Consider the following 17,824-nt stretch of genomic DNA (forward strand, 5'->3'; position numbering starts at 1 on the left):
GTGCACACCGTCCGGCCACAACCCAAAGGGGACTGACCACAAGTGCTCGACGTGAACTTCTTCGACGAGCTGCGGATCGGCCTGGCCAGCGCCGACGACATTCGGCAGTGGTCGCATGGCGAGGTCAAGAAGCCCGAGACGATCAACTACCGCACCCTCAAGCCGGAGAAGGACGGGCTCTTCTGCGAGAAGATCTTCGGCCCCACCCGCGACTGGGAGTGCTACTGCGGCAAGTACAAGCGCGTCCGGTTCAAGGGCATCATCTGTGAGCGCTGCGGCGTCGAGGTGACTCGCGCCAAGGTGCGTCGTGAGCGGATGGGCCACATCGAGCTGGCCGCGTCGGTCACGCACATCTGGTACTTCAAGGGCGTGCCGAGCCGGCTGGGCTACCTGCTGGACATCGCGCCGAAGGACCTCGAGAAGATCATCTACTTCGCCGCGTACGTGGTGACGCAGGTGGACACCGAGGCCCGGCACCGTGACCTGCCGACCATCGAGTCGGAGATCGGTGCGGAGAAGCGCCAGCTGGAGAACCGCCGCGACGCCGACGTGGACGCGCGCGCCAAGAAGCTCGAGACCGACCTGGCCGAGCTCGAGGCCGAGGGTGCCAAGAGCGACGTGCGGCGCAAGGTCAAGGAGTCCGGCGAGCGCGAGATGCGCCAGATCCGCGACCGCGCGCAGCGGGAGATCGACCGGCTCGACGAGGTCATGGAGACCTTCCGCAAGCTGGAGCCCAAGCAGCTGGTCCCGGACGAGCTGCTCTACCGCGAACTGCGGGACCGCTTCGGGGAGTATTTCGAGGGCGGCATGGGCGCCGAGGCGATCAAGGCGCTGCTGGAGAACCTGAACCTGGACGCCGAGTCCGAGAACCTGCGCGAGACCATCCGGTCCGGCAAGGGTCAGCGGAAGATCCGGGCGCTGAAGCGGCTGAAGGTCGTCGCGGCGTTCCAGACCACCCGCAACTCGCCGCTGGGCATGGTGCTCGACTGCGTCCCGGTGATCCCGCCGGACCTGCGCCCGATGGTGCAGTTGGACGGTGGCCGGTTCGCCACCTCCGACCTGAACGACCTGTACCGCCGCGTGATCAACCGGAACAACCGGCTCAAGCGGCTGATCGACCTCGGCGCGCCCGAGATCATCGTCAACAACGAGAAGCGGATGCTGCAGGAGGCCGTCGACGCGCTGTTCGACAACGGCCGCCGCGGACGCCCGGTCACCGGTCCCGGTAACCGGCCGCTGAAGTCGCTGTCCGACATGCTCAAGGGCAAGCAGGGCCGGTTCCGGCAGAACCTGCTGGGCAAGCGCGTCGACTACTCCGGCCGTTCGGTCATCGTGGTCGGCCCGCGGCTCAAGCTGCACCAGTGCGGCCTGCCGCGGTACATGGCGCTGGAGCTGTTCAAGCCGTTCGTGATGAAGCGCCTGGTCGACCTGAACCATGCGCAGAACATCAAGTCGGCGAAGCGGATGGTCGAGCGTGGCCGCACCGCGGTGTGGGATGTCCTGGAAGAGGTCATCTCCGAGCACCCGGTGCTGCTGAACCGTGCCCCGACCCTGCACCGGCTCGGCATCCAGGCGTTCGAGCCGCAGCTGATCGAGGGCAAGGCGATCCAGCTGCACCCGCTGGTGTGCGCCGCGTTCAACGCCGACTTCGACGGCGACCAGATGGCGGTGCACGTACCGCTGTCGACCGAGGCGCAGGCCGAGGCCCGCATCCTGATGCTGTCCTCGAACAACATCCTGAAGCCCTCGGACGGCAAGCCGGTCACGATGCCGTCGCACGAGATGATCATCGGGCTGTACCACCTGACCCACCGCAGCGAGGGTGGCAAGGGCGAGGGCCGGGTGTTCGGTACGCCGGGCGAGGCTCAGATGGCGTTCGACGCCGGCGAGCTGGACCTGCAGGCGCCGGTCCGGATCCGGTTGACCGGGGTCAGCGCGGTGAACAACGGCGTCGGTGCCGAGGCATGGCAGGCGCCGGAGGGGTGGCAGCCGGGCGACCGGGTGCTGCTCGACACGACGCTGGGCCGGGTGCTGTTCAACGAGGCGCTGCCCGAGGACTACCCGTTCGTCAACTACGAGATCCGCAAGGGTCAGCTGTCGGCGATCATCAACGACCTGGCCGAGCGGGCTCCGAAGGTGCTGCTGGCGGCGACGCTGGACGCGCTGAAGGAGGCCGGCTACCACTGGGCCACCTGGTCGGGGCTGACCATCGGCATCGCCGACGTGGTCAACCCGCCGCACAAGAAGGCGATCCTGGAGCGGTACGAGTCGGACGCCGCGCAGGTGGACAAGCAGTACCAGCGTGGTCTGATGACCGCCGAGGAGCGCCGCGGCGAGCTGATCGAGATCTGGACCAAGGCGACCAACGAGGTCACCAAGGACATGGAGGACGCACTTCCGCAGGAGAACGCGCTGTGGAAGATGATCAACTCCGGTGCCCGCGGCAACATGCTGCAGCTCCGGCAGATCGCGGCCATCCGTGGCCTGGTGGCCAACCCGAAGGGCGAGATCATCCCGCGGCCGATCAAGTCGAGCTACCGCGAGGGTCTCTCCGTGCTGGAGTACTTCATCGCCACGCACGGCGCCCGGAAGGGTCTGGCCGACACCGCGCTGCGTACCGCCGACTCGGGTTACCTGACCCGACGGCTGGTCGACGTCTCGCAGGACGTGATCATCCGCGAGGACGACTGCGGTACCGAGCGGGCCGTGCCGATGACGGTCGCCACCGAGATCGACGGCAAGCTGGTCAAGGACGAGTACGTGGAGACCTCGGTCTTCGCGCGCTCGCTGGCCGAGGACGTGTACGGCACCGACGGCGAGCTGATCGCCACCCGCAACACCGATGTCGGTGGTCCGCTGGTGGACAAGCTGGTCGCCGGCGGCGTCAAGACCGTCCGGGTGCGGTCGGTGCTGACCTGCGAGTCGCGGCTCGGCGTGTGCGCCCAGTGCTACGGGCGTTCGCTGCCGACCGGTCAGCTGGTCGACATCGGTGAGGCGGTCGGCATCATCGCGGCCCAGTCCATCGGTGAGCCGGGTACGCAGCTGACCATGCGTACCTTCCACACCGGTGGCGTCGCGGGTGACGACATCACCCAGGGTCTGCCGCGGGTCACCGAGATCTTCGAGGCCCGGGTCCCGAAGGGCAAGGCTCCGATCGCGGAGAAGGCCGGCCGGGTCCGGATCGAGGAGGGGGAGAAGTCGCGCAAGATCATCATCGTGCCGGACGACGGCTCCGACGAGGTCGTGTACGACAAGATCCCGCGGCGTACCAGGCTGCGCAAGCAGGACGGCGAACACGCCGAGGTGGCGGAGAAGCTCACCGAGGGCACCGTGGACCCGCACGAGCTGCTGCGCATCACCAACCGCCGCAACGTGCAGCTGCACACGGTGCAGGAGGTCCAGCAGGTCTACCGGTCGCAGGGTGTGCACATCCACGACAAGCACATCGAGATCATCGTCCGGCAGATGCTCCGCCGGTACATCGTGATCGAGTCCGGTGACACGGAGTTCCTGCCCGGCTCGCCAGTCGAGTCGGCCACCTTCGACGCCGAGGTGCGTCGTCTGGTCGCCGAGGGCGGCCGGCCGGCGTCGGCGCGTCCGGTGCTGATGGGCATCACGAAGGCGTCGCTCGCGACCGAATCGTGGCTGTCCGCGGCCTCCTTCCAGGAGACCACCCGGGTCCTCACCGAGGCCGCGATCGAGGCGCGCAGCGACTCGCTCATCGGCCTCAAGGAGAACGTCATCATCGGTAAGCTCATCCCGGCCGGTACCGGTATCTCCAAGTACCGCAACATCCGGGTCGAGCCGACCGAGGAGGCGAAGGCCCAGGTGTACTCGATGACCGGGTACGGCGACACCGACTACGGGTTCGGGCCGGCCAGCGGGCAGGCAGTGCCGCTGGACGACTACGACCTCGGCGGCTTCGGCCGCTGACCCGGCGCCGGCGACTTCGGTCGCCGGCCAGCACAGCGATTGCGGGCCGTCGGTACCTTCGGGTGCCGGCGGCCCGCGCCGTTTCCGCCGGCATCCGGCCCCGGCTCGGCTGACCTCGGCTCGGCTCGGCTCTGCCTCGGCTCGGCGGGCCTCGGCCGGGCCCTGGCTCGGCACTGCCTCGGCTCGGCCGGCCTCGGCCTGGCCCGGCTCGGCTGGCCGCGGCTCGGCCCGCGCCGGTTGCTGGGAGCCGCTCAGGTTCGCCGGGTAGCGTTGGGCGACACGGGTGCGGCCGGATTCACCCCGGCCGATCAGACAGGGGGCTTCGGTTGATTCCAGCAGGTGGTCCGGCGCCGGTGGGCGCCGATCCGACCGCCGCGCGCCGGCACCCGCAGGACCCCGATCCGACCAGGTCGACCAAGGCGATCGCAGTGGTCTGGCTGGCGGCGGTCGGGCTGCTGTTCTCACCGGTGGTCGCCGGTGCGCTGCCGGCCGGCTTCGCACTGCTGCTGGCCCGCAGTACCGAGGCCGAGATGCGTGCCTCGGGCGGTTTCCTCACCGGGGTGGCACCACTGCGCGTCGGTACCCGGTTGGCCCGGCTGGCGTTGCTGGTGGCGGTCGCGGTGATCGTGGTCGGGATCGTCTTCGCGATCTTCCAGTTCGGCGGCTCCGACGGTGGCGCCGGCGTCCGGTACGGCCCGGATGTGAACTGACTTCGTAGTGTTGCCGCGTCACCATCGTTCCAGGAAGGACTCGCATGAGCGACCAGTCCGGGCACGGCGACCGCCCCGCCGCTCCGCCGGATCCCGGCTACCTGATCCCCTCCGACGCCGATCGTGGCGTCGATGCGTCGAACGTGCCGCCGCCGCGGCCGCCGGCACCCGAGCCACCGGCAGCGCCGGCCAGTGGCCCCGCCTTCACCCTGCCGTCGGCCGAGCCGGAGTCGCCGGTCAGCTCCCCGCCGCCGCGGCATCCGGCCGCCGACGAGCCGGCGACCTCGCCCGGGGGGTACGGCGCCGGGGCGACCTCGGGTGCCGGGTCGTACGCGCAGTCCGGCTCGCCGGCGCCGGGTGACTACGCGCCGGACGCCCAGGCCAGCGCGCCGGCCGCGTACGGGCAGCCGTCCGCCCCGGCGTACGGGCAGCCCGCGGCGCCCGGATACCCCCGGCCGGCCGCGCCGCAGCCCCCGCCGTACGGGCAGCCGCAGCCGCCGGGTTACCCGCCGGCCGGCGGGTACGGCGCGCCACCGGCGCCGGGCGGCTACGGCGCACCACAACCGGTCGGCTACGGTGCGCCGCCGCAGCCGGGGCTGCCGCCGGCCGGGTACGCGGTGCCGGCGCCGACCCCGCAGTACGGCGTGATGCTGCCGGCGAGCAAGCCGCCGAACTCCGGCCTGGCGGTCGGTGCGATGGTGGCGGGCATCGCCGGCTGCGCGATCGCGATCGGCGGCTTCTGCTCGTTGATCATCAGCATTCCGGCGATCCTGGCCGGCGTGGCCGGCCTGGTGATGGGGATCATCGCGCGCAAGAGCCTGACCACCACGTCCGGCGCGGCTGACCAGAGTGGCGCCGGGATGGCCCTGGCCGGCATCATCTGCGGGGCGATCGGTGCCGGTCTCGGCGTGATCGGCCTGATCATCCAGGTGATCGTGCTGGTGGCGTACGCCACCTGAGCCCGGGAGGCGAGCCAGATCACGAAGTTTCCGGGCCGGCGCCGGCGGCGTCCGCCCAGCCGGTAGGCTGACAAGCCACAACAGATGACGTCGGGCGTCGGCCCAGGCGCGTGGCCGAGATGGCACCCCCGTTTTGACCCTGGTCCAGATGGTGGGTACTCTTGGTCTTCGTGCCTGGGCACTGCCTGGGCTCGTCGCGTGTGCGTCCGTGGTTGGCGTGGTTGCCTCGCCGACCTGTCGGGGCTGATCGGGCCCGACCAACCGGCTCGCCACACCGCGACGTGCGGCAAGACTGTGTCAAGTGAATGTGCAGTGCACTGCGTCAAGCGATTGTGCAGTGCGTCGGTTCGCGAGCGGGCGACACGCCCGACCGCGGGGGTCGGTCCACCGGCCGCCGATCTGCGCATCCGCCGGCGGGGGCCATCGGCGCCTGCTCGGCGCCCCGGGCTCGACACGGGCTCACCAGGCACGACACCCCGGAAATGGCAACACGCACGACCTTGAAGACTGCACCACGGTCTTCGAGACCGCATGACCCTGAAGACTCCGATCACTTTCACGATTGGCCCGGCCAGCGATGGCCGAAGGGAGCGAAAGACCCGGTGCCCACGATCCAGCAGCTGGTCCGCAAGGGACGTCAGGCGAAGACCAGCAAGACCAAGACGCCGGCGCTGAACGGCAGCCCGCAGCGGCGCGGCGTGTGCACGCGTGTGTTCACGACCACGCCGAAGAAGCCGAACTCCGCACTGCGGAAGGTGGCGCGCGTCAAGCTGTCCAGCGGCATCGAGGTGACCGCCTACATCCCGGGCGTCGGCCACAACCTGCAGGAGCACTCGATCGTGCTCGTGCGCGGTGGCCGCGTGAAGGACCTGCCGGGTGTTCGGTACAAGATCATCCGCGGGTCGCTCGACACCCAGGGCGTGCGCAACCGCAAGCAGGCGCGCAGTCGTTACGGCGCGAAGAGGGAGAAGAGCTGACATGCCGCGCAAGGGACCCGCGCCACGTCGTCCGCTGACCCCGGACCCGGTCTACAGCTCGGTGCTCGTCACCCAGCTGGTCAACAAGTTGCTCATCTCGGGCAAGCGTCAGCTGGCCGAGCGACTTGTCTACGGCGCGCTGGAAGGCGCCCGGGAGAAGTCCGGTACCGACCCGGTGGTCACGCTCAAGCGTGCGCTGGACAACGTCAAGCCCAGCCTGGAGGTCCGCAGCCGCCGTGTCGGTGGCGCGACGTACCAGGTGCCGGTCGAGGTGCGCCCGCAGCGCGCCACCACCCTGGGCCTGCGCTGGCTGATCCAGTACTCCCGCGCCCGGCGCGAGAAGACCATGACCGAGCGGCTCATGAACGAGCTGCTCGACGCCAGCAACGGGCTGGGTGCCGCGGTCAAGCGCCGCGAGGACACCCACAAGATGGCCGAGTCGAACCGCGCGTTCGCGCACTACCGCTGGTAGTGCTCCGCCCGGTCCGCGACACGTGGCGGCCGAACCGCAACGGAGGTAGCAGTGGCTAAAGCTGACGCCGCCCTGGCCCAGCTTCGCAACATCGGCATCATGGCCCACATCGATGCCGGCAAGACGACGACGACCGAGCGGATTCTCTTCTACACCGGCATCACGTACAAGATCGGTGAGGTCCACGAGGGCGCTGCCGTCATGGACTGGATGGAGCAGGAACAGGAACGTGGCATCACGATCACTTCGGCTGCGACGAAGTGTGAGTGGAAGGACCACACCATCCAGATCATCGACACCCCGGGCCACGTCGACTTCACCGTCGAGGTGGAGCGTTCGCTGCGCGTCCTGGACGGTGCGATCGCGGTCTACGACGGTGTCGCAGGTGTCGAGCCGCAGACCGAGAACGTCTGGCGGCAGGCGGACAAGTACCACGTCCCGCGGATGTGCTTCGTCAACAAGCTCGACCGCACCGGTGCGGACTTCTTCCGTTGCGTCGACATGATGGTCGACCGGCTCAACTCGACCCCGCTCGTGCTGCAGATTCCGATCGGTACCGAGGCCGACTTCGTCGGCGTCGTCGACCTGATCCGGATGAAGGCGCTGACCTGGCGTGGCGAGACCCAGAAGGGCGAGGACTACGCGGTCGAGGACATCCCCGCCGAGCTGCAGGCGAAGGCCGAGGAGTACCGGGAGAAGCTCCTGGAGACCCTGGCCGACGTCGACGACTCGGTGATGGAGAAGTACCTCGAGGGCGAGGAGCTGTCCGAGGCCGAGATCAAGGCCGGCATCCGCCGCGCCACGATCGGCAACAAGGCGAACCCGGTGGTGTGCGGTTCGGCGTTCAAGAACAAGGGCGTGCAGCCCATGCTCGACGCCGTGATCGACTACCTGCCGAGCCCGCTGGACGTGCCCGCCATCCAGGGTGTCGCGACCGACGGCGAGACGCCGATCGAGCGGCACTCGGACGTGAACGAGCCGTTCGCCGCGCTGGCGTTCAAGGTGCAGACCGACAAGCACCTCGGCAAGCTCACCTACATCCGGATCTACTCGGGTTCGGTCGAGGTCGGATCCCAGGTGGTGAACTCCACCAAGGACAACCGCAAGGAGCGCATCGGCAAGATCTACCAGATGCACTCCAACAAGCGGGAGGAGCGGCCGTCGGCGCAGGCCGGCGACATCGTCGCGGTGCAGGGTCTCAAGCAGACCACCACCGGTGACACGCTCTGCGACCCGGCGAAGCCGGTGATCCTGGAGTCGATGACGTTCCCGGAGCCGGTCATCGACGTGGCGATCGAGCCGAAGTCGAAGGCCGACCAGGAGAAGCTGACCGTCGCGATCCAGCGGTTGGCCGAGGAGGACCCGACCTTCCGGGTGCACACCGACGAGGAGAGCGGCCAGACCGTCATCGGCGGCATGGGCGAGCTCCACCTGGACGTGCTGGTCGACCGCATGCGGCGGGAGTTCAACGTCGAGGCGAACATCGGCAAGCCCCAGGTCGCCTACCGCGAGACCGTCAAGAACAAGGTCGAGAACGTCACCTACCTGCACAAGAAGCAGACCGGTGGCTCCGGCCAGTTCGCGAAGGTCGTCGTGAACCTGGAGCCGCTGCCGCTGGACCCCGACTCCCCGACGTACGAGTTCGACAACAAGGTCACCGGTGGCCGGGTGCCGAAGGAGTACATCCCGTCGGTGGACGCCGGTGCCCAGGACGCCATGCAGTACGGCGTGCTGGCCGGGTACCCGCTGGTCGGCGTCAAGCTGACGCTGGTCGACGGTCAGTACCACGAGGTCGACTCGTCCGAGATGGCGTTCAAGATCGCCGGTTCGATGGTGCTGAAGGAGGCGGCGCGGCGTGCGAACGCGGTGCTGCTGGAGCCGATGATGGCCGTCGAGGTCACCACGCCCGAGGAGAACATGGGCGACGTGATCGGCGACCTGAACTCGCGGCGTGGCACCATCCAGGCGATGGAGGAGCGCGGCGGTGCGCGGGTCGTTCGGGCCGCGGTGCCGCTGTCGGAGATGTTCGGCTACGTCAACGACCTCCGGTCGAAGACGCAGGGCCGGGCGAGCTACTCGATGCAGTTCGACTCGTACGCCGAGGTCCCGAACAACGTCGCCAAGGAGATCATCGCCAAGGCGACCGGCGAGTGACGTGTGGCCGCCGAGCTCCGGCTCGGCGGCCCGCCCCTCGCGAATCACATGAAATCGTCCGGCGGCCAGCGTCAGGTGCCCGTACCGGATAGGTAAGTAGCAAAGAACAGTCCACAGGAGGACACCAGTGGCGAAGGCGAAGTTCGAGCGGACCAAGCCGCACGTCAACATCGGCACCATCGGTCACATCGACCACGGCAAGACGACGCTGACCGCGGCCATCACGAAGGTCCTGCACGACAAGTACCCGGACCTGAACCCGTACACGCCGTTCGACGAGATCGACAACGCGCCTGAGGAGAAGCAGCGCGGTATCACGATCTCGATCTCGCACGTCGAGTACCAGACCGAGGCGCGGCACTACGCGCACGTCGACTGCCCCGGGCACGCCGACTACATCAAGAACATGATCACCGGTGCTGCCCAGATGGACGGCGCGATCCTGGTGGTCGCGGCGACCGACGGCCCGATGCCGCAGACCCGCGAGCACGTGCTGCTGGCCCGTCAGGTCGGCGTTCCGTACATCGTGGTCGCCCTGAACAAGGCGGACATGGTCGAGGACGAGGAGCTCATGGAGCTCGTCGAGCTCGAGGTGCGGGAGCTGCTGTCGACCCAGGAGTACCCGGGCGACGACCTGCCGGTCGTGAAGGTCTCCGCGCTGAAGGCGCTGGAGGGCGAGGAGCAGTGGGTGAAGTCGGTCCAGGACCTCATGGAGGCCGTGGACAGCTACATCCCTGAGCCGGAGCGCGACATCGACAAGCCGTTCCTGATGCCGATCGAGGACGTCTTCACGATCACCGGCCGCGGTACCGTGGTCACCGGTCGCGCCGAGCGCGGCACGCTGAAGGTGAACGAGGAGGTCGAGATCGTCGGCATCCGCGACAAGTCGACCAAGACCACCGTCACCAGCGTCGAGATGTTCCGCAAGATCCTCGACGAGGCGCGTGCCGGTGAGAACTGCGGTCTGCTGCTTCGTGGCATCAAGCGCGAGGACGTGGAGCGCGGCCAGGTCGTCGTGAAGCCCGGCACGATCACCCCGCACACCAACTTCGAGTGCCAGGTCTACATCCTGAGCAAGGACGAGGGTGGGCGGCACACGCCGTTCTTCAACAACTACCGGCCGCAGTTCTACTTCCGCACCACCGACGTGACCGGCGTGGTGACCCTCCCCGAGGGCACCGAGATGGTCATGCCCGGTGACAACACCTCGATGTCGGTGGAGCTGATCCAGCCCATCGCCATGGAGGAGGGGCTGAAGCTGGCCATCCGCGAGGGCGGTCGTACCGTCGGCGCCGGTCAGGTCACCAAGATCAACAAGTAAACGGCAGGCGGGGTGGCCGGCCACTCAGGTGGGTCCGGTCACCCCGGTTTCCGTTCGCCGCACTCTGTACGGCATACTAGACAGGTTGCGTCCGCGGGGCGCCTGCTCGTGTGTTCGGCCGGCTGGGCCGGCCTGCCGGGCAGGGTTGCGCCGCACGGCGTGGGGCCAGCGAAATCGACCGGTGTCACATCCGGGCGGTGCTGTGCCAGGCGTCGAGACCCGCGCACGGGTCACCGTCAGTTCGGTGAGTTGCGGGCAGTGACGTCGAGCAAGGTGGATCCTTCCGTTCCCGGGCGGGTCCGTGACCTTGAATCGGCGACACGCCCGACCGCGGGGGTCGGCCGAATCGGTTCTCCGATCGGCTGAAGAAGGACCACAGGAGCCTCAGGTCGGGGACTCCGGGGCGCTGGCGAAGATCGGTTGCTCCGCTTCCTGACCAGGCAGCGGCACGAGAGAAGGAATCAGAAGCCACCATGGCGGGACAGAAGATCCGCATCCGGCTGAAGGCCTACGACCACGAGGTCGTCGACTCCTCGGCGCGAAAGATCGTCGAGACGGTGACGCGCACCGGGGCGCAGGTCGCTGGCCCGGTGCCGCTGCCCACGGAGATCAACCGTTTCTGCGTCATCCGCTCGCCGCACAAGTACAAGGACTCGCGCGAGCACTTCGAGATGCGTACGCACAAGCGGCTGATCGACATCATCGACCCGACTCCGAAGACCGTCGACTCGCTGATGCGGCTTGACCTGCCGGCCGGCGTCGACATCGAGATCAAGCTGTAGGGACCGAGACGATGGACAGGCAAGTCAAGGGAATCCTGGGCACCAAGCTCGGCATGACCCAGGTCTGGGACGAGTTCAACCGGGTCGTCCCGGTGACCGTGGTGCAGGCCGGACCGTGCGTCGTCACCCAGGTCCGTACCGAGGACAAGGACGGCTACTCGGCCGTGCAGCTGGCGTTCGGTTCGATCGACCCGCGCAAGGTGAACAAGCCGCGGGCCGGCCACTTCGCCAAGGCGGGCGTCACGCCGCGCCGGTACGTGGTGGAGATCCGCACCAGCGATGCCGCCGAGTACGAGCTGGGCGCCGAGGTCACGCTGAACGACTTCGACGGCGTCGGCCTGGTCGACGTGACCGGCCGTACCAAGGGCAAGGGCTTCGCCGGTGTGATGAAGCGGCACGGCTTCCACGGCCTGAAGGCCTCGCACGGCGTCGAGCGCAAGCACCGTTCGCCGGGCTCGATCGGCGGTTGTGCCACTCCGGGTCGCGTCTTCAAGGGCGTGCGGATGGCCGGCCGGATGGGCTCCGACCGGTTCACCGCGCAGAACCTCTCGATCGTCGACGTCGACACGGAGAACAACCTCCTGCTGGTCAAGGGCGCGATCCCCGGCCCGACGAACGGGCTGGTGCTGATCCGCACCGCGGCCAAGCAGGCGCTGCGCAAGGGCGGTGTCAAGTGACTGAGGTGAAGGTACTGGACCGCGAGGGCAAGGACGCCGGTTCGGCCGAGCTGCCCGACGACATCTTCGACGTCCAGGCGAACATCCCGCTGATGCACCAGGTCGTGGTGGCTCAGCTGGCCGCGGCCCGGCAGGGTACGCACAAGGCCAAGACCCGCGGCGAGGTCTCCGGCGGCGGCAAGAAGCCGTACCGGCAGAAGGGCACCGGCCGGGCCCGTCAGGGCTCGACCCGGGCGCCGCAGTTCGCCGGCGGTGGCACCGTGCACGGCCCCGTACCGCGGGACTACGCGCAGCGCACCCCCAAGAAGATGAAGCGCGCGGCACTGCGCGGCGCGCTGTCCGACCGGGCGCGTGCCGAGCAGGTGTTCGTCGTCTCCTCGCTGGTCGAGGGCGACGCCCCGAGCACGAAGAGCGCGCTGGCCGCGCTGCGCCAGGTGACCAAGGCCGCCCGCGTGCTGGTCGCGGTCGCTCGCGAGGACGAGCTGACCTGGAAGAGCCTGCGCAACGCCCCCGAGGTGCACCTGCTCGCCGCCGACCAGCTCAACACGTACGACGTGCTGGTCAACGACGACGTGGTGTTCGTCGGCGACGCGCTCGACGAGTTCCTCGGCGTGCAGGGGCACGGTTCGGCCTCGGCGAGTGAGGAGGAGCAGGCATGAGCGGCGTGAGCTTCAACGACCCGCGCGACGTGATCGACAAGCCGGTCGTCTCGGAGAAGAGTTACGGCCTGCTGGACCAGAACAAGTACACGTTCCTGGTCCACCCGGACTCGAACAAGACGCAGATCAAGATCGCGATCCAGCAGATCTTCAACGTGAAGGTGCTGTCGGTCAACACGATCAACCGGCAGGGCAAGCGCAAGCGCACCCGGACCGGTTTCGGGAAGCGCAAGGACACCAAGCGGGCGATCGTGACCCTCGCTCCGGGCGACCGGATCGAGGCGTTCGGCGGCCCGGTTTCCTGACAGCGGCGCGCCGGTACCGAATCTGATGGACACCGGCCTTGAGGTAGAGAGAGAACGATGGGCATCCGCAAGTACAAGCCGACCACGCCGGGTCGTCGCGGCTCGTCCGTGGCCGACTTCGCGGAAATCACGCGAAGCACGCCGGAGAAGTCGCTGCTGCGTCCGCTGCACAACAAGGGCGGCCGCAACGCGCAGGGCAAGATCACCCAACGTCGGCAGGGTGGTGGGCACAAGCGGCAGTACCGCCTGATCGACTTCCGTCGCAACGACAAGGACGGCATCCCGGCCAAGGTCGCGCACATCGAGTACGACCCGAACCGCACCGCCCGCATCGCGCTGCTGCACTTCGCCGACGGCACCAAGCGCTACATCCTGGCGCCGCGGAACCTCGGCCAGGGCGCGACCGTCGAGTCCGGCCCGGCCGCCGACATCCAGCCCGGCAACAACAAGCCGCTGCGCAACATCCCGGTCGGTACCACGGTGCACGCCGTGGAGCTGCGGCCCGGCGGCGGCGCGAAGCTGGGCCGGTCCGCCGGCGCCAGCATCCAGCTGCAGGCCAAGGAGGGCATGTACGCCACGCTGCGGCTGCCTTCCGGTGAGACCCGGATGGTCGACGTGCGCTGCCGCGCCACGATCGGCGAGGTCGGCAACGCCGAGCAGTCGAACATCAACTGGGGCAAGGCCGGCCGGATGCGCTGGAAGGGCCGGCGGCCGAAGGTTCGTGGTGTCGCGATGAACCCGGTTGACCACCCGCACGGCGGTGGTGAGGGCAAGACCTCCGGTGGTCGTAACCCGGTCAACCCGAACGGTAAGCCCGAGGGCCGGACCCGGCGTCAGGGCAAGGAGTCCGACCGGCTCATCGTTCGTCGTCGTTACGCCAACCGGAAGCGCTAGGAGTAGGGATGCCTCGCAGCCTCAAGAAGGGCCCCTTCGTCGACGACCACCTGATGAAGAAGGTGGAAGTCCAGAACGACAAGGGCACCAAGAACGTCATCAAGACCTGGTCTCGCCGGTCCACGATCACGCCCGAGATGCTCGGTCACACGATCGCGGTGCACAACGGCCGCAAGCACATCCCGGTGTTCATCACCGAGGCGATGGTCGGGCACAAGCTCGGCGAGTTCGCGCTGACCCGCACGTTCAAGGGTCACGAGAAGGACGACAGGAAGAGCCGGCGTCGCTGACCTGCGGGTCGCCCGAGACGCTGACGTACGAATCGATACGAGGAAACGAGCAAGGGGACAGCGATGCCAACTAAGGGCGACGCTACTGCGCCTCCCGGCGCGCGGGCGGTTGCGCGACACGTGCGCACCTCGCCGATGAAGGCGCGCCGTGTGGTCAACCTCGTTCGCGGGATGTCCGCGAAGGAGGCCCTCACGGTGCTCAAGTTCGCCCCCCAGGCAGCCAGCGAGCCGGTCTACAAGGTGGTTGCCTCCGCGATCGCCAACGCCGAGAACAACGAGCGGCTGGACCCGGATTCGTTGCTCATCAGCGAGGCGTACGTCGACGAGGGGCCGACACTGCGGCGCTTCCGTCCGCGTGCCCAGGGTCGGGCGTACCGGATCCGCAAGCGCACCTGCCACATCACGATCGTGGTGGAGAGCGTGCAGGCGGCTCCGGCGGACCGGAAGGGCGCCAAGAAGGCGGCGGCGAAGAAGGCCGCGCCGGCGAAGAAGGCGGCCGAGCCGGCGGCGAGCGCCGAGGGCGAGGCTACGACGGCCGCGGCGGCAGAAGCCACGACGGCCGGCGAGAAGGAGAGCGCGGAGTAATGGGTCAGAAGGTCCACCCGCACGGGTTCCGGCTCGGTATCAGCACCGACTGGACCTCCCGGTGGTACGCGGACAAGCTGTACAAGGACTACGTCGCCGAGGATGTCAAGATCCGTCGGATGATCTCCGGTGGCCTGGAGCGGGCCGGTATCTCCCGGGTCGACATCGAGCGCACCCGGGACCGGGTCCGCGTCGACATCCACTCCGCGCGACCCGGCATCGTGATCGGCCGCAAGGGCGCCGAGGCGGACCGCATCCGCGGTGAGCTGGAGAAGCTGACGAAGAAGCAGATCCAGCTCAACATCCTCGAGGTGAAGAACCCCGAGTCGGACGCGCAGCTCGTCGCGCAGGGCATCGCCGAGCAGCTGGCCCAGCGGGTCGCGTTCCGGCGGGCGATGCGCAAGGCGATCCAGTCGGCCATGCGCAACCCGATGGTCAAGGGCATCCGGGTGCAGTGCGGCGGCCGCCTCGGTGGCGCCGAGATGTCGCGCTCGGAGTTCTACCGCGAGGGTCGCGTTCCGTTGCACACGCTGCGCGCGAACATCGACTACGGCTTCTTCGAGGCCCGGACCACCTTCGGCCGGATCGGCGTGAAGGTCTGGATCTACAAGGGCGAGGCCGTGCCGGGTCGCGAGCAGCCGGAGGTTCCGTCCGGCCGTCCGCGCCGGGACCGCAACGACCGTCCGCGGCGCACCCGTTCGGGTTCGTCCGGCACGACCGCCGGCGGTACCGAGGCGGGTCGCGCGGCTGCGGCCGAGCGCGGTCGCCCGGCGCCCGAGCCGGCTGCAACTTCGACGGCCCCCGCGGCCGAGAAGAGTCAGGAGGGCTGAGCAATGCTGATTCCGCGTAAGCCCCCGAAGGGCTTCCGGAAGCCGCATCACCCGACGCGCCGCGGCAAGTCCAAGGGCGGCACCCGGGTGGCGTTCGGCGAGTTCGGCATCCAGGCGCTGGAGCCGGCGTACGTGACGAACCGGCAGATCGAGGCCGCACGTATCGCCATGACCCGGCACATCAAGCGTGGTGGCAAGGTCTGGATCACGATCTTCCCGGACCAGGCGCTGACCAAGAAGCCGGCCGAGACCCGGATGGGTTCCGGTAAGGGTTCGCCCGAGTGGTGGGTCGCCAACGTGAAGCCCGGTCGGGTGATGTTCGAGCTGTCGTTCCCGAACGAAGTGGTCGCGCGTGAGGCGCTGACCCGCGCGATCCACAAGCTTCCGATGAAGTGCCGGATCGTGAAGCGCGAAGTGGGTGAGGTCTGATGGCGGCTGGTACGCCTTCCGGTGAGCTGCGCGAGCTCGGCGACGAGGAGCTCGCGACGAAGCTCGGCGAGGCCAAGGCGGAGCTGTTCAACCTCCGCGTGCAGGGTGCCACCGGGCAGCTGGACAACAACCGTCGGCTCCAGGTGGTACGCCGGGAGATCGCCCGGATCTACACGATCATGCGTGAGCGCGAGCTCGGCCTCAGCGCTGCGCCCAGCGAGGTTGCGTGATGAGCGAGCAGACGACAGAGCAGCGTGGCCGCCGCAAGGTCCGTGAGGGCCTGGTGGTCAGCGACAAGATGGACAAGACCGTCGTGGTCGCCGTGGAGGACCGGGTCAAGCACCCGCTGTACGGCAAGGTCATGCGGCGGACCAACAAGCTCAAGGCGCACGACGAGCAGAACCAGTGCGGTGTCGGCGACCGGGTGCGTCTGATGGAGACGCGTCCGCAGTCGGCGACGAAGCGGTGGCGGGTCGTCGAGATCCTGGAGAAGGCCAAGTAAAGCGAGCCGCCGTGACCCGGAAGCGGGCTGCGGCGGGACGTTCCGCCAGGCTTCGCGTCAGCGGAGGACCGGCAGACATCAGGAGTTGACGTGATTCAGCAGGAGTCGCGACTGCGCGTCGCCGACAACACGGGTGCCAGGCAGATTCTGTGCATCCGGGTGCTCGGCGGCTCCGGTCGGCGCTACGCGAGCATCGGCGACGTCATCGTGGCCACCGTCAAGGACGCGATCCCGGGCGCCGGTGTGAAGAAGGGCGACGTGGTCAAGGCCGTGGTCGTCCGTACCGCCAAGGAAAAGCGCCGGCCGGATGGCTCGTACATCCGCTTCGACGAGAACGCAGCGGTCCTGATCCGGGACGGCGGGGACCCTCGGGGTACCCGCATCTTCGGGCCGGTCGGCCGGGAACTGCGCGACAAGAAGTTCATGAAGATCATCTCCCTGGCACCGGAGGTGTTGTGACCGTGAAGGTGAAGAAGGGCGACACGGTCCTCGTCATCGCCGGCAAGGACCGGGGCGCGAAGGGCAAGGTCATCGCGGCCTACCCGGAGCAGGACCGGGTTCTCGTCGAGGGCGTGAACCGAGTCAAGAAGCACACCAAGATCCAGACGTCCCAGCGCGGTTCCCAGAGTGGCGGCATCGTCACCCAGGAGGCGTCGATCCACGTCAGCAATGTGATGGTGGTCGACGGCGACGGGAACCCGACCCGCGTGGGTTACCGCAAGGACGAGTCCGGGCGCAACGTGCGGATCTCCCGGCGCTCCAAGAAGGACCTGTGATGTCGACGGCAACTGATGAGAAGGTCACCCCGCGCCTGAAGCAGCGGTACCGGGCGGAGATCGCGGGCGGGATGGTCGAGAAGTTCGGCTACGCCAACCCGATGACCGTTCCCGGTCTGGTGAAGATCGTCGTCAACATGGGTGTCGGCGACGCGGCCCGGGACGCCAAGCTGATCGACGGCGCGGTGCGTGACCTGACCGCGATCACCGGCCAGAAGCCGCTGGTGCGGCGGGCGAAGAAGTCCATCGCGCAGTTCAAGCTGCGCGAGGGGATGCCGATCGGCGCGAAGGTGACCCTGCGCGGCGACCGGATGTGGGAGTTCCTGGACCGGCTGCTGTCGATCTCGCTCCCGCGTATCCGTGACTTCCGCGGCCTGTCGGCGAAGCAGTTCGACGGCCACGGTAACTACACGTTCGGTCTCACCGAGCAGTCGGTCTTCCACGAGATCGACCAGGACAAGATCGACCGTGTGCGCGGCATGGACATCACCGTGGTGACGTCCGCAACGACCGACGAGGAGGGCCGGCACCTGCTGCGGCTGCTGGGCTTCCCGTTCAAGGAGAACTGA

At 68.4% G+C, this 17,824-nt stretch carries 21 protein-coding genes; all 21 read left to right on the top strand.

Annotated features, from left to right (window positions below):
* Positions 1 to 42 precede the first annotated feature (42 nt).
* Positions 43 to 3,933 (top strand): DNA-directed RNA polymerase subunit beta', encoded by a 3,891-nt coding sequence (locus NUM_RS10005; RefSeq protein ID WP_030446753.1) that lies wholly within the window; start codon positions 43 to 45, stop codon positions 3,931 to 3,933.
* Positions 3,934 to 4,286: 353 nt separating this feature from the next.
* Positions 4,287 to 4,643 (top strand): hypothetical protein, encoded by a 357-nt coding sequence (locus NUM_RS10010; protein ID WP_207124523.1) that lies wholly within the window; start codon positions 4,287 to 4,289, stop codon positions 4,641 to 4,643.
* Positions 4,644 to 4,687: 44 nt separating this feature from the next.
* On the top strand, positions 4,688 to 5,602 hold the full coding sequence (locus NUM_RS10015) for a DUF4190 domain-containing protein (RefSeq protein ID WP_207124524.1): 915 nt from the start codon (positions 4,688 to 4,690) through the stop codon (positions 5,600 to 5,602).
* A 602-nt stretch (positions 5,603 to 6,204) separates the two neighbouring features.
* Positions 6,205 to 6,579, top strand: a complete 375-nt coding sequence (gene rpsL / locus NUM_RS10020; protein WP_030446756.1) for a 30S ribosomal protein S12 — start codon at positions 6,205 to 6,207, stop codon at positions 6,577 to 6,579.
* A gap of 1 nt (position 6,580) precedes the next feature.
* Positions 6,581 to 7,051: a 30S ribosomal protein S7 gene (gene rpsG / locus NUM_RS10025; RefSeq protein WP_030446757.1), complete on the top strand. Its 471-nt coding sequence runs from the start codon at positions 6,581 to 6,583 to the stop codon at positions 7,049 to 7,051.
* Positions 7,052 to 7,102: 51 nt separating this feature from the next.
* Entirely contained in the window at positions 7,103 to 9,205 is a 2,103-nt protein-coding gene (gene fusA / locus NUM_RS10030; protein ID WP_207124525.1) for an elongation factor G, read from the top strand.
* A 127-nt stretch (positions 9,206 to 9,332) separates the two neighbouring features.
* Positions 9,333 to 10,526 carry an elongation factor Tu gene (gene tuf, locus NUM_RS10035; protein ID WP_207124526.1) on the top strand — a complete coding sequence of 398 codons (1,194 nt, stop codon included), beginning with the start codon at positions 9,333 to 9,335 and terminating at the stop codon, positions 10,524 to 10,526.
* Positions 10,527 to 10,999: 473 nt separating this feature from the next.
* Positions 11,000 to 11,308 carry a 30S ribosomal protein S10 gene (gene rpsJ, locus NUM_RS10040; RefSeq protein ID WP_007073037.1) on the top strand — a complete coding sequence of 103 codons (309 nt, stop codon included), beginning with the start codon at positions 11,000 to 11,002 and terminating at the stop codon, positions 11,306 to 11,308.
* 11 nt (positions 11,309 to 11,319) lie between these two features.
* Positions 11,320 to 11,985 (top strand): 50S ribosomal protein L3, encoded by a 666-nt coding sequence (gene rplC / locus NUM_RS10045; protein WP_207124527.1) that lies wholly within the window; start codon positions 11,320 to 11,322, stop codon positions 11,983 to 11,985.
* A complete protein-coding gene (gene rplD, locus NUM_RS10050; protein ID WP_207124528.1) occupies positions 11,982 to 12,644 on the top strand; it encodes a 50S ribosomal protein L4 in 663 nt (220 codons plus the stop codon). Before rplC ends, rplD begins: the two co-directional genes overlap by 4 nt.
* Positions 12,641 to 12,949: a 50S ribosomal protein L23 gene (gene rplW, locus NUM_RS10055; protein ID WP_030446762.1), complete on the top strand. Its 309-nt coding sequence runs from the start codon at positions 12,641 to 12,643 to the stop codon at positions 12,947 to 12,949. The genes rplD and rplW overlap by 4 nt, the downstream gene beginning before the upstream one ends.
* Before the next feature lie 57 nt (positions 12,950 to 13,006).
* Positions 13,007 to 13,843: a 50S ribosomal protein L2 gene (gene rplB / locus NUM_RS10060; protein ID WP_030446763.1), complete on the top strand. Its 837-nt coding sequence runs from the start codon at positions 13,007 to 13,009 to the stop codon at positions 13,841 to 13,843.
* An 8-nt stretch (positions 13,844 to 13,851) separates the two neighbouring features.
* Positions 13,852 to 14,133 carry a 30S ribosomal protein S19 gene (gene rpsS, locus NUM_RS10065; protein ID WP_030446764.1) on the top strand — a complete coding sequence of 94 codons (282 nt, stop codon included), beginning with the start codon at positions 13,852 to 13,854 and terminating at the stop codon, positions 14,131 to 14,133.
* A 63-nt stretch (positions 14,134 to 14,196) separates the two neighbouring features.
* Positions 14,197 to 14,718, top strand: coding sequence for a 50S ribosomal protein L22 (gene rplV / locus NUM_RS10070; RefSeq protein ID WP_030446765.1), 522 nt, complete (start codon positions 14,197 to 14,199; stop codon positions 14,716 to 14,718).
* Entirely contained in the window at positions 14,718 to 15,548 is an 831-nt protein-coding gene (gene rpsC, locus NUM_RS10075) for a 30S ribosomal protein S3 (RefSeq protein ID WP_207124529.1), read from the top strand. The genes rplV and rpsC overlap by 1 nt, the downstream gene beginning before the upstream one ends.
* 3 nt (positions 15,549 to 15,551) lie before the next feature.
* Positions 15,552 to 15,977: a 50S ribosomal protein L16 gene (gene rplP / locus NUM_RS10080; RefSeq protein ID WP_207124530.1), complete on the top strand. Its 426-nt coding sequence runs from the start codon at positions 15,552 to 15,554 to the stop codon at positions 15,975 to 15,977.
* Positions 15,977 to 16,207, top strand: coding sequence for a 50S ribosomal protein L29 (gene rpmC, locus NUM_RS10085; RefSeq protein WP_030446768.1), 231 nt, complete (start codon positions 15,977 to 15,979; stop codon positions 16,205 to 16,207). Before rplP ends, rpmC begins: the two co-directional genes overlap by 1 nt.
* Entirely contained in the window at positions 16,207 to 16,479 is a 273-nt protein-coding gene (gene rpsQ, locus NUM_RS10090; protein WP_030446769.1) for a 30S ribosomal protein S17, read from the top strand. Before rpmC ends, rpsQ begins: the two co-directional genes overlap by 1 nt.
* A gap of 90 nt (positions 16,480 to 16,569) precedes the next feature.
* Positions 16,570 to 16,938: a 50S ribosomal protein L14 gene (gene rplN / locus NUM_RS10095; protein ID WP_030446770.1), complete on the top strand. Its 369-nt coding sequence runs from the start codon at positions 16,570 to 16,572 to the stop codon at positions 16,936 to 16,938.
* Entirely contained in the window at positions 16,935 to 17,255 is a 321-nt protein-coding gene (gene rplX, locus NUM_RS10100; RefSeq protein WP_207124531.1) for a 50S ribosomal protein L24, read from the top strand. Before rplN ends, rplX begins: the two co-directional genes overlap by 4 nt.
* Positions 17,255 to 17,824, top strand: a complete 570-nt coding sequence (gene rplE / locus NUM_RS10105) for a 50S ribosomal protein L5 (protein WP_207124532.1) — start codon at positions 17,255 to 17,257, stop codon at positions 17,822 to 17,824. The genes rplX and rplE overlap by 1 nt, the downstream gene beginning before the upstream one ends.

It is taken from the genome of Actinocatenispora comari (assembly GCF_017312725.1).
Lineage (GTDB): Bacteria > Actinomycetota > Actinomycetes > Mycobacteriales > Micromonosporaceae > Actinocatenispora > Actinocatenispora comari.

Excerpts from the sequence above, each read along its gene's own strand:
- rpsG (WP_030446757.1), top strand. The coding sequence starts at position 6,581 with ATGCCGCGCAAGGGACCCGCGCCACGTCGTCCGCTGACCCCGGACCCG.
- rplV (WP_030446765.1), top strand. The coding sequence starts at position 14,197 with ATGCCAACTAAGGGCGACGCTACTGCGCCTCCCGGCGCGCGGGCGGTT.
- rplP (WP_207124530.1), top strand. The coding sequence starts at position 15,552 with ATGCTGATTCCGCGTAAGCCCCCGAAGGGCTTCCGGAAGCCGCATCAC.
- rpsS (WP_030446764.1), top strand. The coding sequence starts at position 13,852 with ATGCCTCGCAGCCTCAAGAAGGGCCCCTTCGTCGACGACCACCTGATG.
- rpsQ (WP_030446769.1), top strand. The coding sequence starts at position 16,207 with ATGAGCGAGCAGACGACAGAGCAGCGTGGCCGCCGCAAGGTCCGTGAG.
- rpsJ (WP_007073037.1), top strand. The coding sequence starts at position 11,000 with ATGGCGGGACAGAAGATCCGCATCCGGCTGAAGGCCTACGACCACGAG.
- NUM_RS10015 (WP_207124524.1), top strand. The coding sequence starts at position 4,688 with ATGAGCGACCAGTCCGGGCACGGCGACCGCCCCGCCGCTCCGCCGGAT.
- rpsC (WP_207124529.1), top strand. The coding sequence starts at position 14,718 with ATGGGTCAGAAGGTCCACCCGCACGGGTTCCGGCTCGGTATCAGCACC.
- rplB (WP_030446763.1), top strand. The coding sequence starts at position 13,007 with ATGGGCATCCGCAAGTACAAGCCGACCACGCCGGGTCGTCGCGGCTCG.
- rplW (WP_030446762.1), top strand. The coding sequence starts at position 12,641 with ATGAGCGGCGTGAGCTTCAACGACCCGCGCGACGTGATCGACAAGCCG.
- rplE (WP_207124532.1), top strand. The coding sequence starts at position 17,255 with ATGTCGACGGCAACTGATGAGAAGGTCACCCCGCGCCTGAAGCAGCGG.
- rpmC (WP_030446768.1), top strand. The coding sequence starts at position 15,977 with ATGGCGGCTGGTACGCCTTCCGGTGAGCTGCGCGAGCTCGGCGACGAG.
- rplC (WP_207124527.1), top strand. The coding sequence starts at position 11,320 with ATGGACAGGCAAGTCAAGGGAATCCTGGGCACCAAGCTCGGCATGACC.